Here is a 13,649-nt window from a genome sequence, read left to right as displayed (position 1 = left end):
GTCCTGGGGATAATGGGTGGCTGTTCCGGTGGATAAGGATGCGGCTATTTCCATGGGTCCCACGGGAGTTCGGGAACCGCGCAGCCGACACGAAACCTAACCGGTGGTGGCACCCGGTGAATCGGCTTCGGCTGCGTCCGCGAGGGCCTGCGCCGCGGCTTCGGCGGCTTGTGCCGCATCCCTGGCGGCCTGGTCGGCCATACCGTCCGAGGACGCCTCGCGGGTGGCCGGTGACTGGGGAAGCGCCTCGCTGAAGGCGCGGGAGACTCCTTGCAGAGCGGCGGTGACCTCGCCGGGGATCACCCAGAAGGTGCTGCCGGCTCCTTGCGCGAGTTGGGGAAGCATCTGCAGGTACTGGTAGGCGAGCAGCTTGGGGTCGGGGTCGTTGCGGTGCACCGCCTGGAAGACCTCGTCGATGGCTCGTGACTGTCCCTCGGCCTTGAGGATCTCGGCTGTCCGGTTGCCCTCCGCACGAAGGACGGCGGACTGCTTGTCCCCTTCGGCGGTGAGTATCTGCGACTGGCGCTGTCCCTCCGCACCGAGAATCGCGGCACGCTTGTCCCGCTCGGCCCGCATCTGCTTCTCCATGGCGTCCTTGATGGACTGCGGGGGGTCGATGGCCTTGATCTCCACCCGGTTGACTCTCAGCCCCCACTTGCCGGTGGCCTCGTCCAGCACCCCGCGGAGCTGGCTGTTGATGGTGTCGCGCGAGGTGAGCGTCTTCTCCAGGTCCATGGAGCCGACCACGTTGCGCAGCGTGGTGACGGTGAGCTGTTCGACCGCCTGGAGGAAGTTGGCGATCTCGTACGCGGCTGCGCGTGGGTCGGTGACCTGGAAGTACAGCACCGTGTCGATCTCGACGACCAGGTTGTCCTCCGTGATCACGGGCTGCGGTTTGAAGGACACGACCTGCTCACGCAGGTCGATCACCGGGTAGACGCGGTCGATGTAGGGCATCACGAGGTTGAGACCGGGCTTCAGGGTGCGGTGGTAGCGGCCGAGCCGTTCGACGTTGCGGGCGCGGGCCTGGGGCACGATGCGGACCGCGCGCAACACCGTGAACACAGCGAAGAGGGCGACGAGCAGCAGTCCCGCGATGAGGAACGCCGAATCCATGACTCACTCCCGTGGATAGACGAGTGCGGTGGCGCCCCTGATCTCTATGACGTCGACCGTCGTGCCGGGAGGAATCACCTGCGTCTCGTCATAGGCGCGGGCCGTCCATTCCTCACCGCCGATACGGACCCTGCCGCCGTCGCCCGTCACCTCCGAGACGGAGTAGGCGGCCGTGCCGACCAGGGCGTCCACCCCGAACCGGTCCTCTTGCGATCGGGTCAGGTGACGCAGAGCGATGGGACGTACGAACAGCAGGCTGACCGTGGCCACGAGGACGAACACCAGGAACTGCCAGGGCAGAGCCAGCCCGGACGCCGCGACCGGAACGGTGAGCAGAGCGGCGACGCCGAGCAGTCCGAGCGCTGCGGTGAGCGTGAAGATCTCGGCAAGGAACAGGATCGCTGCGGTACTCAGCCAGATCAACCATGGGTCCATTGCGTGCGCCTATTGTTGATTTCTCATGCTTTTCTACATTTTACCCACTTCTCCCGGGGTCTCAGATCTCGGCGCAGGTCCCCGGTAATTCAGTGGTGCTCACGCGGGCGCTGTCCTAGGGTGATCACCGTTGACCGCGACTTGAGGAACGGGAGGTGTGACAGATGGCTGTCTCCGTGATGGGCGTTGCCCGAAACCAGCAGATCATCCACTCCACCCCCGTGGCCTCCGGCTGACCTTTCTCGCAGCGCAGAACCGCGCGCGCCGGGGCCGCCCTTCGAAGGGTTTCCCTTGAGTTTCGCTTCTCCTTCTTCTTCCGCTTCGTCGCACTCGCTCGCCCTGTACGGCTGGGACGAGGACTGGGCCGCCGAGTTCGCCGTGTACGCCGACCAGGGTCTGGTGCCCGGTCGTGTGGTGCGGGTCGACCGTGGCCAGTGCGACGTCGTCACCCCGGACGGCGCCGTCCGGGCCGACACGGAGTTCGTCGTTCCCCGTGACCCGATGAAGGTCGTGTGCACGGGGGACTGGGTTGCCGTCGACGCCGCGGGCGGCGACCCGCGATACGTGCGGACGTTGTTGCCGCGCCGTACCGCCTTCGTCCGCTCCACCTCCTCCAAGCGGTCCGAGGGGCAGATCCTCGCCGCCAACGTCGACCACGCGATCGTCGCCGTCTCGCTCGCCGTCGAACTCGACCTCGGCCGCGTCGAGCGGTTCCTGGCACTGGCCTGGGAGTCCGGGGCGCAGCCGGTGGTCGTGCTCACCAAGGCCGACCTGGTACCGGACCCGGTGCATCTGTCGTACCTCGTCCAGGACGTGGAGGCGACGGCGCCGGGCGTGCCGGTGCTCACCGTCAGCGCCCTGCACGGCGACGGCCTCGAAGTGCTGACCGCGCTGGTCTCCGACGGGACCTCCGTGCTGCTCGGGCAGTCCGGCGCGGGCAAGTCCACCCTGGCGAACGCGCTGGTCGGCGCGGACGTGATGGACGTCCGGGCGGCGCGGGACATCGACGGCAAGGGGCGGCACACCACCACCACCCGCAATCTGCTCGCGCTGCCCGCCGGGGGCGTGCTGATCGACACCCCCGGGCTGCGGGGCGTCGGACTCTGGGACGCAGAGAGCGGCGTCGGCCAGGTGTTCTCCGAGATCGAGGAACTGGCCGGGCGGTGCCGGTTCCAGGACTGCGCCCATGAGTCCGAACCCGGGTGCGCGGTGCTGGCCGCCGTCGACTCCGGCGAGCTGCCGGTCCGTCGCCTGGAGAGCTACCGCAAGCTCATCAGGGAGAACCAGCGGATCGTCGCCAAGACCGACGCCCGGCTCCGCTCGGAGATCCGACGTGAGTGGAAGCGCAGGGGTGCCGAGGGCAAGGCGGCGATGGAGCTGAAGCGCGGAAAGTGGGGCTGGGTCGTGTCCGACCATCCCTAGGGGGCGTCCGATCAAGGCGTACCTGTGTGTCCGATTCCCGCCAGCCCCGTCCGTCGCCGTCCAGCACACTGGAGGCGTGACGGAGGAACCGTGATGGACGAAGACAGCAGGTACGAGGCGGTGCGCAGCCGGGACGCGCGGTTCGACGGGGAGTTCTTCTTCGCCGTCACCACGACCGGGATCTACTGCCGGCCGAGCTGCCCGGCGGTGACGCCGAAACGGGGGAACGTGCGGTTCTTCGCCACGGCCGCCGCCGCGCAGGGCTCGGGGTTCCGGGCCTGCCGGCGGTGCCGTCCGGACGCGGTGCCCGGGTCGGCCGAGTGGAACGTCCGGGCGGACGTGGTGGGCCGCGCCGTGCGGCTGATCGGGGACGGTGTCATGGACCGGGAGGGCGTCACCGGGCTCGCCGTGCGGCTCGGCTACAGCGCCCGCCAGGTGCAGCGGCAGCTCACCGCCGAGCTGGGCGCCGGCCCCGTCGCGCTGGCCCGCGCCCAGCGGGCGCACACCGCGCGCGTCCTGTTGCAGACCACCGCGCTGCCGGTCACCGGGGTCGCGTTCGCCGCCGGGTTCGCCAGCGTGCGGCAGTTCAACGACACGATCCGCGCCGTGTACGCGGCGACACCGACCGAGCTGCGGCGTGCCGCGCCCCGGGGCCGGGCAGCCTCCACGGCCGGGATCCCGCTGCGGCTCGCCCATCGCGGGCCGTACCAGTCGGGTGCCGTCTTCGACCTGCTCCGGCGCGAGGCCGTGAGCGGGATCGAGGAGGTCGACGGCGCACCAGGCCGCCGTACCTACCGGCGCACGCTGCGGCTGCCGTACGGCACCGGGACCGCGGCCGTCGAGGAGCGGACCGGGGCCGGGGGAGCGGGCGGCGTCGCGCACCCCGGCGGCTGGCTCGACGTCCGGCTGCACCTCGCCGACCCCCGCGATCTGACGACCGCCGTGCAGCGGCTGCGCCGCCTTTTCGACCTCGACGCGGATCCGTACGCGGTGGACGAGCGACTCGGCGCCGACCGGCGACTGGCCCCGCTGATCGCCGCCCGGCCCGGACTGCGCTCGCCCGGCGCCGCCGACCCGGCGGAACTCGCGGTCCGGGCCCTGGTCGGGCGGACCGAGGCCGAGCGGCTGGTGTTGCGGTACGGCAAGGCGCTGGACGCCCCCCGAGGCACCCTCACCCATCTGTTCCCCGAACCCGCCGTGCTCGCCGAGGCCGAGCCGCACGGCACCCTGGGCGCCCTCGCCGCCGCGCTCGCGGACGGGACCGTGCGCCTCGACCCCGGCGCCGACCGCGAGGACGCCGAGGCCGCGCTGCTCGCCCTGCCCGGAATGGACCCGGCCGTGGCCGCCGTCATCCGCGTCCGGGCCCTCGGCGACCCCGACGTGGCCCCGCCGGGCCTGGACGTGCCCGACAGCTGGCGCCCCTGGCGCTCCTACGCCGTACGACACCTGACCATCGAGAGCGAGGCCGAGCGGGCATGACCCTCCTCAGCACCAACATGACGACCTACTGGACCATCGACACCGCGCCGCTCGGCCCGCTCCTGCTCACCGCCGACCCGGACGGCGTGCTGACCTCGCTGTCCGCGCCGGGGCAGAAGGGCGGCCGCACGGTGCAGAGCGGCTGGCGGCGCGACCCCAGCCCGTTCCGCGCGGCCGAGGAGCAGCTCGCCGCCTACTTCGCCGGTGAACTCAAGGAGTTCCGGCTGGAGTTGCGCGGTACCGGCACCGAGTTCCGCGAGCGGGTGTGGGCCGCCCTCGACTCCGTGCCGTACGGCGCGACCACCACGTACGGCGAGATCGCCGCCCGGATCGGCGTCTCCCGGGCGGCCGTGCGTGCCGTCGGCGGCGCGATCGGTGCCAACCCGCTGCTCGTCCTGCGCCCCTGCCACCGGGTGATCGGCGCCGACGGCTCGCTGACCGGCTACGCGGCCGGCCTGGACCGGAAGGTGCGGCTCCTCACGCTGGAGGGGGCGCTCGACGGCCCGACGCCGCTCTGACCGGTCCGGACTGGGCCGAGCGGGTGTCCCGCCCGGTGATGTTCCGCCCACCTTCGGCACCCGTGTGTCACCTTCGCCTCCAGGGGCCAACGGGTAAGGGCGGGCGCGCACATGGTCAGGACAGCACGGGTTCTCGCACTGCTGCTTCTGCTGTCCGTGGGCGCCGTCGCCCCGGCCGCGGCGGGCGGGGCACGGACCGCCGCCGTCGCGTGGGAATCCCGTGGTTCGGCGCTGTGGACCGGCAGTTGGGAGACCGCGCCGTCCGGGACCACTCCCGCGCTGCCCGGCGCCGCCATCCGCAACGTCGTACATCTGAGCGTCGGCGGAGACGCCGTACGGATCCGGGTCAGCAACCGGCTCGGCACCTCGCCCCTGACGCTGGGCGCGGTCACGGTGGCCCTGCGGCGGGCGGGCGGCCCGGACGCCGTACCCGGGTCGATGCGCGTGGCTGCCTTCGCGGGGCAGCGGGCCGTCGTCGTGCCGACGGGCGGGGACGTCCTCACCGACCCGGTTCCGCTGCTCGTGCCCGACGGAGCCGACCTGCTCGTCACCGTCCACACCCCGGACGACTCCGGTCCGGCGACCTACCACCGGTCGGCCCTCCAGACCAGCTATGTCGCCGCGGACGGCGCGCTGTGGGCCGAGGACGAGAGCGGTGCGGGGTACGTGACCACCACCAGCCAGTGGTACTACGTCACCGGAGTCGACGTGTTCGGCGGATCCGCGGGCAGCGTCGTCGCGTTCGGGGACTCCCTGACCGACGGCGCCGGATCCTCCGCCGACGCGAACCGCCGCTGGCCCGACCGCCTCGCCGAACGCCTGCGCGCAAGCGGAGCGGGCGGGTCGGACGCCATGGGCGTCCTCAACGCGGGTGTCTCGGGCAACCGTCTGCTCCGCGACGGCGTCGGACCGAGCGCGCTGGCCCGGCTGGACGCGGACGCGCTGTCCCGGGCGGGCGTGCGCGCCCTGATCGTGCTGGAGGGCATCAACGACATCAAGGGCTCGCCCGAGGCGACCGACCCGGCCGCCTTCGAGGGGGCGTACCGGGAGATCGTGCGCCGGGCGCACGCGCTCGGGATCCGGGTCGTCGGGGCGACCCTCACGCCGTACGGCGGCTACTCCGGCTTCACCCCGGCCCGTGAGGAGGTGCGGCAGAAGGTCAACGCCGTCATCCGCGCGGGCGGGGTCTTCGACGCGGTCGCCGACTTCGACGCCGCCGTCCGCGACCCGGCGCTGCCCGAGCGGATCAGGCCCGACTACGACCCGGGCGACCATCTGCACTTCAACGATGCGGGGATGGGGGCGCTGGCCGACACGGTCGACCTGGCCACCCTCTGGTGACGCCCCGGCTGACGCCCCGGCCCGGTCCCGTCAGCGGCTGAGCACCGCGCCCAGCCACACCGCGGCGATCAGCAGGCAGGCGAACAGCTCCGCCAGCACGCTGGAACCGCCCGAGCGCATCGTCATACGCAGCGGGGTGGCGCCGCTCTCGCGCAGCCGCCGGGGCGGCAGCGCGCAGCGCACCACCTGGGCGACCAGCAGTACGGCGGTGGCGCCCACCAGGACACCCCACGCCAGCGGCCGCGGATCCTTCAGTGCCCACCACAGCACCGCGGCCCACACCAGCCATGTCCCCGGCATGCCCGGCACCAGCACCCCGCACACGCCGAGCGCGATCACCAGACCGACCAGCAGGAGTTCGGGCACTCCCATCTGCCCAGCGTGCCCGAGCACGGGGCCGGGCGCAGTTCGTGTCTCGTACGGCAGTTCGTGTTGTCCCCCGAGGCGGCAGGCCCGGCCGTAAGCCGCAGCCGATTTTCCGGATGCCCCGTTTTCATCCGGCCCGTGCGGTGGACAATCAGGAACATGAGCCAGCAGGGGGGAAGGCCCATCCGTCGCGACGACGACTGGTGGGGACAGCTGTACGACGACTCCACGGAGGACACCGGCCCCACGGACACGGCCGAGTCCCTGGACGACCGGTTCGCCTCGGCCTCGGACACGGTGGACGCGGTGGACGCCGCGAACACGGACCCGCCCGCCGAACCGGCGGTCCCGCGGCAACGCCGGTCCACGGAGCCACGGGAGCCCGCCGACGCACCCGTCGCCGCCGTCGACCACGTCGGCTCCGGGCCGCCCACCTACGACGCCGAGCCGGTCTCGCTGCCCCTGGCCGAGCCGGACGCACTGGACCATCTCGTGGCGGACACCGTCCTCGACGGCGCCACGTACGGTTCGTGCACCCTGCGGGCGGCGTCCGTGCGGGGGGACTCCGCGCGGTACCGGGGCGAACCGCGCCGCGACTCGCTGCTCACCGCGCGGTTCGGGACGGGTGACCAGGCACTGGTCCTCGTGGCCGTGGCGACCGGGACACGGGCCACGCCGGGGGCGCACCGGGCGGCGGCCGAGGTGTGCCGGTCGATCGGGCGCGCCGTGGGCCGCAGTCACGCGCGGCTGGCCGAGGACATCCGGGCCGCCCGGCGCGGCGACCTGAAGTCGGGACTGCACCGGCTCACCGACCGCAGTCTCAGCAGCCTCCGGGCCGACGCCGCCGAGCAGGGCATCGACCCGGAGGAGTACTCGGCGAGCCTGCGCTGCCTGCTGCTGCCCGCCCACCCCGACTGCCGTACCCGGGTGTTCTTCGGCGTGGGCGAGGGCGGCCTGTTCCGGCTGCGCGGCGGGGCATGGCAGGACATCGAGCCGCAGGTCACAGCCGTCGCCACCACCGGTGAGCCGGTGGTCGGCTTCGGGTCGCCGCCGGCCGAGACCCCGGAGGGCGACCGACTCACCATGGATCTCGGCATCCCGACGCCCCCGAGCCCCTACGAGCCGGCACCGCAGCCGCCCCGGGAACCGTTCCGGTTCCGCGCCTCCGTCGCCCGGCCGGGTGACGCGCTGCTGATGTGCAGCGGCGGCCTGGCCGATCCGCTGCGCGGCGAGCCCGCCCTCTGTGCCTACCTGGCCCGGCGCTGGTCCGACGGCACTCCGCCCGGCCTGGCCGCGTTCCTCGCGGACTCCCAGGTGCGGGTCAAGGGCTATGCCGACGACCGCACGGTGGCCGCCGTCTGGGAGGCGTAACCCCGGCCCCTGTGACTTCATGGATCTCGGAGCCCGGACGGCTACTCCGGGCGTATACCCCGGAGCCGAAGGGGCAGACGAGAGCCATGGCCAAGAAGAACGTCGCCGAGCAGTTCGTCGACATCCTTGTCCGCGCCGGCGTGCGCCGCCTGTACGGCGTCGTCGGCGACAGCCTCAACCCGGTCGTCGACGCCGTCCGCCGCAACTCCGCCATCGACTGGATCCACGTACGCCACGAGGAGACGGCCGCCTTCGCGGCGGGCGCGGAGGCGCAGGTCACAGGGAAACTGGCGGCGTGCGCCGGCTCCTGCGGGCCCGGCAACCTGCATCTGATCAACGGCCTCTACGACGCCCACCGTTCCATGGCTCCCGTGCTGGCCCTCGCCTCGCACATCCCTTCCAGCGAGATCGGCCTCGGCTTCTTCCAGGAGACCCACCCGGACCGGCTGTTCGCCGAGTGCAGCCACTACAGCGAGCTGATCTCCAGCCCCCGGCAGATGCCCCGGCTGCTCCAGACCGCCATCCAGCACGCCGTCGGGCAGCGAGGGGTGAGCGTGGTGTCGCTGCCCGGTGACATCGCGGACCAGCCCGCGCCCGACAAGCCCGCCGAGACCGCCCTCGTCACCTCCCGGCCCACCATCCGCCCCGGCGACGCCGAGATCGACCGGCTGGTGGAGATGATTGACCGGGCCGAACGGGTCACCCTGTTCTGCGGCAGTGGCACCGCCGGGGCGCATGCCGAGGTGATGGAGTTCGCCGGGAGGATCAAGTCCCCGGTGGGGCACGCACTGCGTGGCAAGGAGTGGATCCAGTACGACAACCCGTACGACGTCGGCATGAGCGGTCTGCTCGGCTACGGCGCCGCCTACGAGGCCACCCACGAGTGCGACCTGCTGATTCTGCTGGGCACCGACTTCCCCTACAACGCCTTCCTGCCCGACGACGTCGCCATCGTGCAGATCGACATCCGGCCCGAGGTGCTCGGCCGGCGCTCCCGTCTGGACCTCGCCGTGTGGGGCGATGTGCGCGAGACGCTGCGCTGTGTCACCCCACGGGTGCGGCCCAAGGACGACAGGCGCTTCCTGGACCGGATGCTCAAGAAGCACGCGGACGCGCTGGAGGGCGTCGTCAAGGCGTACACCAGGAAGGTCGAGAAGCACGTCCCGATCCACCCCGAGTACGTGGCCTCGGCGCTGGACGAACTGGCCGACGAGGACGCGGTGTTCACCGTCGACACCGGGATGTGCAACGTGTGGGCCGCCCGCTACATCTCGCCCAACGGCCGCCGTCGCGTGATCGGTTCCTTCTCGCACGGCTCGATGGCCAACGCGCTGCCGATGGCGATCGGCGCCCAGTTCACCGACCGCGGACGACAGGTCGTGTCGATGTCCGGGGACGGCGGCTTCACCATGCTGATGGGGGACTTCCTGACGCTGGTGCAGTACGACCTGCCGGTGAAGGTGGTCCTGTTCAACAACTCCTCGCTCAGCATGGTGGAGTTGGAGATGCTGGTCGCGGGGCTGCCCTCGTACGGGACCACCAACACCAACCCCGACTTCGCGGCGGTGGCCCGCGCCTGCGGTGCCTTCGGAGTGCGGGTCGAGAAGCCCAAACAGCTCGCCGGTGCACTCAAGGACGCGTTCAAGCACCGGGGACCGGCCCTCGTGGACGTCGTCACCGATCCCAACGCGCTGTCCATCCCGCCGAAGATCAGCGCCGAGATGATCACCGGGTTCGCCCTGTCCGCCTCGAAGATGGTGCTGGACGGGGGAGTGGGCCGCATGGTGCAGATGGCCCGGTCCAACCTGCGGAACGTGCCCCGGCCCTGACCCGCTGCCGACACCGCTGGATTCCGGCCAGTTTCGCCGGTGCCACGAAGTCGCGCCCGGGGGTGCCCGCGGGGCCCGGTCGGCAAGGTGGGCGCGGCCGTGTCGGCAGGCCGGAAGCCGGTGGCTCTTGACCGGGAACATGGCTGAAGACCCGGTTATTGACATTTCGGCATGAGTGCCCCTGTGCGGATCGGGCATGGATCCCGTGAACGTGTTCGATCAGGAGGGATACCGGCAACAGCGTGCGGGCGGGGGTCATGAAGAGGCAGGCGCGAGGAGGCGGTCCCGTGGCCATCGGGGCGTCCTCGGCGAAGGCAATGGGGGAAGAGACCGACATCGTCACCGACATCGTCACCGAGAAGGTGCACGCACCACAGCTCAGACGCAGGCTGGGGCGGGCCGATCTGCACGAGGTGCCCGAGTCGCGCAGGGCACTGCGCGAACTCCTGCGGCACTGGGGGAAACCGGGCCGGTCCGAGTTGGCGGAACTGCTCACCAGCGAACTCGTCACCAACGCTCTCGTCCACACCGACCACGACGCTGTACTGACGGCCGTCATCGGCCCGCGCGGACTGCGCGTGGAGGTCAGGGACTTCGTCGCCCGCAGACCCAGGCCGTGTGTGCCCGGCGACGACGGCACGCACGGCAGGGGGCTGTTCCTCGTCGAATCTCTCGCCGACGCGTGGGGCGTACGGCCGCACGGCGTGGGCAAGTCCGTGTGGTTCGAACTGGACGCGGAAGCGTAGTGAACGCGATGACGCGATGAACGGGGTGGGGGCGTGACCGTCGCGGTCACGCCCCCATCCGGCTTTTCTTCCGGCTTCCCGCCTCCGGGGCCTCAGCCGAACTGCTGCTCAAGGTCCTTGAGCTTGCGCTCCAGGGAGTCGAGGCGCGGCAGGGCCATGGTGTCGTCCTCGGCCGTCAGATCGACCGTGATGGGGTCAGACCCCTTCCGGACGGGCTGGAGGGAGGGCCGAGAGCGCACGGGCAGCTGTTCCGGCGCGGATATGGCGGGCTCCGCGGCGACCTGCGACGACCCGCGTTCGACCTCGTGCACATCCATCTCCCGGCCGGCGCCACGGCCCGCGAAGCCGCGCTGGCCCCGGCTGATCGCCTTGAGCTGGGCGCGCTCCACCCGCTGCTGCTCACGGCGCCGCAGTCGCTGGTCTTCCTTCTGTCGCTTGTCCTCGCGCACCTCCTCGACCGCCTCGTCCAGGCTGCGCACGCCCTCCAGGAGCATCAGCGACCAGGCGCCGTAGGTCTCGCGCGGCGCCCGCAGCCAACGGACGATACGGATCTGCGGCAGCGGGCGCGGCACCAGACCCTGCTCGCGCAGGGCGGCCCGGCGGGTCTGCTTCAGGGCGCGGTCGAAGAGGACCGCGGCCGACAGGGACATGCCGGAGAAGAACTGCGGGGCGCCGTCGTGACCGATACCCCGGGGCGCGTGCACCCAGTTGAACCAGGCCGCGGCACCGGCGAACGTCCAGACGAGTATCCGGGAGCCGAGGGCCGCGTCGCCGTGGCTGGCCTCGCGGACGGCGAGCACCGAGCAGAACATGGCCGCGCCGTCCAGGCCGAACGGCACCAGGTATTCCCAGCCGCCGGTCAGCCCGAGGTTCTGCTGGCCGAAGCCGACCAGGCCGTGGAAGGAGAGCGCGGCGGCGACCGCCGCACAGCAGAACAGAAGGACATAGGAGGCGGTGCCGTATATGGCCTCCTTGCGCCTGCGGCGCTCCTCGCTGCGCTCCCACGAGTCGTCCGCGCTCGTGTCCTTCCCCGAGGAGCGCTTACCGCGCGCTAGCACCGCGACCGCCGCCAGCATGCCCAGGAGCAGAACGGCGCCGGGAAGCAGCCAGTTCAGCGATATGTCGGTCAGTCTCATCTGGGGTCCCTTGCATTGGGATAGGGCGTAACGCCCGCCATAGTGGCCCAACCCCACTGGTCCTCAGGGGGTTTCGGGGCAAGAGGCCGCCAAGGGAGTGCGGGGAGCTGCCCAGAGCGGCGTAATGCTCGAACTGCCGCTTGAGGGACGGAAGTTGAGTTCGATTAAGAGTACCCGTACGAATGATTCCCGTGACAAGTGATGATGTTGCGAACCCCTGAGGGGTTGTCAGGCCGCCGCGCAGGCGGTGAGTTTGGCGACGCGTTCGGCGTCGCGATTGCGCGGGCAGGTGACGCAGGTGTCCTCGGGGGCGAGAGTGTAGAACATGCAGCAGCTCGCGCGGTCCCGGGTGGGCAGCGGCCGGCCGTCCGGTCCGGTCAGCACCCGGAAGGCGGCGGAGCCGACGTACGGCCGGGTCGCCCCCGGCAGCAGCAGTTCCAGCTCGCGCACCGCCCGCTCCCGCTCGCCGAGCTGCTCACCGACGTACCAGAGCCCCTCCACGATCTCGTCGGTCGCCATGCCCCACAGCGCCCGCCCGCGCCGCCGCATGCGCGGCCCGAAGCCGCCGAGGACGGGTTCGAGGTGTTCGGCCACGGCGTCCCGGACCCGGGCCCGCAGCGCCTCCTCGTCGGGGACGATCTCCGCGCCGGGCAGCGCCGCCGCCGGGTCGTCCGGCAGGCACGCGAAGGAGACCGGGCGCACTGCCATCCGGCCGCCCTCGCGGTCGTAGGAGACCTCGGTCGCGGGGAGCCGGGGCACCCTGCGGTGCAGGAACCAGGGGAGCGTGATCAGCAGGCAGGCGTACCAGGCGTACCGGTGCAGTCCGAAGGTGGCGACCACGTCCGGGCGGCCCCTCTGCCCGTAGTCGCGCAGCACCTGCTCCTCGTCCCATGCCAGGAAGGCGTCCAGGCCCTCCGTGCCCGCGGCGAGCTGGGCCGCCGTGACCCAGCCGTCGCCCTGTGGCAGGGGTGTGCCGGTGGCCTGCTCGGTCACGGTGAGGTCCGGGCAGGCCTCCGCGAGGCGGGCGTACGCGGCGGCCACGGGAGAGGAGGTGGCGGCGGGCATCGAGGAACCACCGTTCGTCGATCACTGGGCAGGTAAGGCTTACCTTACCCTCCTGGTCCGGGTGTGAACTGTCACGCTGTGCGTCCAAGATGCTTGACGGTCGGTGACAACCCGCCGTTAATGGCCCAAGTACCGACAAGCCGGAGGAGAGATTCCGTGAAGCGCACTGCGGGCGCCCTGCCCCGCGCCCGCGGCGAACACCCGCACACCGTGCGGCGTGACTCCGTGCGCGGCCAGGTCCTGGACGCCCTGCGCACGGCGCTCGCCACGGGCGAGCTGAGGTCCGGCGAGGTGTACTCGGCCCCGGCGCTCGGCGACCGGTTCGGGGTGTCCGCGACGCCCGTCCGGGAGGCCATGCAGCAGCTCGCGCTGGACGGTGCGGTCGAGGTCGTGCCCAACCGGGGATTCCGGGTGGTGGAGCGCGGCACCCGGGAGCTGGCCGAGCTGGCCGAGGTGCGCGCCCTGATCGAGGCGCCCGTGGTGCTGCGACTCGCGCGTTCGGTGCCCGCCGCACGCTGGGCCGAGCTGGTGCCGCTCGCCGAGGACACCGTGCGCGCGGCGGCCTCGGGCTGCCGGGCGACCTACGCCGAGTCCGACCGCGCCTTCCACGGCGCGCTGCTCTCCCTCTCCGGCAACGGCCAGCTGGTCCGGATCGCCGAGAACCTGCACCGCCGCGCCCAGTGGCCCCGGACGGAGGGCCCGCCGCTCACCGTCGACGCGGCCCAGCACACGGCCCTCCTGGAGGCGCTGATCGCCCGCGAACTGGACACCGTCCAGTCCCTGGTCACGCAGCACTTCGGCGCCCTGGCCTGACCGGCGCCGACG

At 71.9% G+C, this 13,649-nt stretch carries 13 protein-coding genes; 8 read left to right on the top strand and 5 right to left on the bottom strand.

The window, feature by feature from the left end; genetic code table 11:
- Nucleotides 1–96: 96 nt before the first annotated feature.
- Nucleotides 97–1,116, bottom strand: coding sequence for an SPFH domain-containing protein (locus tag ACIPK3_RS13250; protein ID WP_402569082.1), 1,020 nt, complete (start codon nucleotides 1,114–1,116; stop codon nucleotides 97–99).
- 3 nt (nucleotides 1,117–1,119) lie between these two features.
- Nucleotides 1,120–1,551 carry an NfeD family protein gene (locus ACIPK3_RS13245; protein ID WP_402569080.1) on the bottom strand — a complete coding sequence of 144 codons (432 nt, stop codon included), beginning with the start codon at nucleotides 1,549–1,551 and terminating at the stop codon, nucleotides 1,120–1,122.
- A gap of 291 nt (nucleotides 1,552–1,842) precedes the next feature.
- On the opposite strand from ACIPK3_RS13245, the gene rsgA reads away from it, so the two are divergent.
- From rsgA to ACIPK3_RS13225, 4 genes are all read left to right on the top strand, one after another.
- Nucleotides 1,843–2,973, top strand: a complete 1,131-nt coding sequence (gene rsgA / locus ACIPK3_RS13240; RefSeq protein WP_402569078.1) for a ribosome small subunit-dependent GTPase A — start codon at nucleotides 1,843–1,845, stop codon at nucleotides 2,971–2,973.
- Nucleotides 2,974–3,066: 93 nt separating this feature from the next.
- The gene (locus tag ACIPK3_RS13235) at nucleotides 3,067–4,452 is read left to right on the top strand and encodes a bifunctional transcriptional activator/DNA repair enzyme AdaA (protein WP_402569077.1); all 1,386 of its coding nucleotides are present in this window, start codon (nucleotides 3,067–3,069) and stop codon (nucleotides 4,450–4,452) included.
- Nucleotides 4,449–4,970: a methylated-DNA--[protein]-cysteine S-methyltransferase gene (locus ACIPK3_RS13230; RefSeq protein ID WP_402569075.1), complete on the top strand. Its 522-nt coding sequence runs from the start codon at nucleotides 4,449–4,451 to the stop codon at nucleotides 4,968–4,970. The genes ACIPK3_RS13235 and ACIPK3_RS13230 overlap by 4 nt, the downstream gene beginning before the upstream one ends.
- Before the next feature lie 111 nt (nucleotides 4,971–5,081).
- Nucleotides 5,082–6,311 carry an SGNH/GDSL hydrolase family protein gene (locus ACIPK3_RS13225; protein ID WP_402569073.1) on the top strand — a complete coding sequence of 410 codons (1,230 nt, stop codon included), beginning with the start codon at nucleotides 5,082–5,084 and terminating at the stop codon, nucleotides 6,309–6,311.
- A gap of 30 nt (nucleotides 6,312–6,341) precedes the next feature.
- On the opposite strand, the gene ACIPK3_RS13220 is transcribed toward ACIPK3_RS13225, so the two are convergent.
- Entirely contained in the window at nucleotides 6,342–6,683 is a 342-nt protein-coding gene (locus ACIPK3_RS13220) for a DUF456 domain-containing protein (RefSeq protein ID WP_402569071.1), read from the bottom strand.
- A gap of 153 nt (nucleotides 6,684–6,836) precedes the next feature.
- Here ACIPK3_RS13220 and ACIPK3_RS13215 point away from each other — a divergent pair, with 153 nt between their 5' ends.
- The 3 genes from ACIPK3_RS13215 (at nucleotide 6,837) to ACIPK3_RS13205 (ending at nucleotide 10,623) form a co-directional block, all read left to right on the top strand.
- Entirely contained in the window at nucleotides 6,837–8,048 is a 1,212-nt protein-coding gene (locus ACIPK3_RS13215) for a protein phosphatase 2C domain-containing protein (RefSeq protein WP_402569070.1), read from the top strand.
- Nucleotides 8,049–8,134: 86 nt separating this feature from the next.
- The gene (locus ACIPK3_RS13210; protein WP_402569068.1) at nucleotides 8,135–9,877 is read left to right on the top strand and encodes a pyruvate dehydrogenase; all 1,743 of its coding nucleotides are present in this window, start codon (nucleotides 8,135–8,137) and stop codon (nucleotides 9,875–9,877) included.
- A gap of 317 nt (nucleotides 9,878–10,194) precedes the next feature.
- The gene (locus ACIPK3_RS13205) at nucleotides 10,195–10,623 is read left to right on the top strand and encodes an ATP-binding protein (RefSeq protein WP_402569433.1); all 429 of its coding nucleotides are present in this window, start codon (nucleotides 10,195–10,197) and stop codon (nucleotides 10,621–10,623) included.
- A 92-nt stretch (nucleotides 10,624–10,715) separates the two neighbouring features.
- On the opposite strand, the gene ACIPK3_RS13200 is transcribed toward ACIPK3_RS13205, so the two are convergent.
- Nucleotides 10,716–11,759, bottom strand: coding sequence for a DUF2637 domain-containing protein (locus tag ACIPK3_RS13200; RefSeq protein ID WP_402569067.1), 1,044 nt, complete (start codon nucleotides 11,757–11,759; stop codon nucleotides 10,716–10,718).
- A 228-nt stretch (nucleotides 11,760–11,987) separates the two neighbouring features.
- Nucleotides 11,988–12,824 (bottom strand): (2Fe-2S)-binding protein, encoded by an 837-nt coding sequence (locus ACIPK3_RS13195; RefSeq protein WP_402569065.1) that lies wholly within the window; start codon nucleotides 12,822–12,824, stop codon nucleotides 11,988–11,990.
- A 120-nt stretch (nucleotides 12,825–12,944) separates the two neighbouring features.
- Here ACIPK3_RS13195 and ACIPK3_RS13190 point away from each other — a divergent pair, with 120 nt between their 5' ends.
- Complete coding sequence (locus tag ACIPK3_RS13190) at nucleotides 12,945–13,637, top strand: GntR family transcriptional regulator (protein WP_402569063.1); 693 nt, start codon at nucleotides 12,945–12,947, stop codon at nucleotides 13,635–13,637.
- Nucleotides 13,638–13,649: the final 12 nt, after the last annotated feature.

The organism is Streptomyces sp. NPDC086787 (assembly GCF_044745865.1).
Taxonomy (GTDB): Bacteria; Actinomycetota; Actinomycetes; order Streptomycetales; family Streptomycetaceae; genus Streptomyces.
This window is presented reverse-complemented; position numbering and strand designations above follow the sequence as displayed.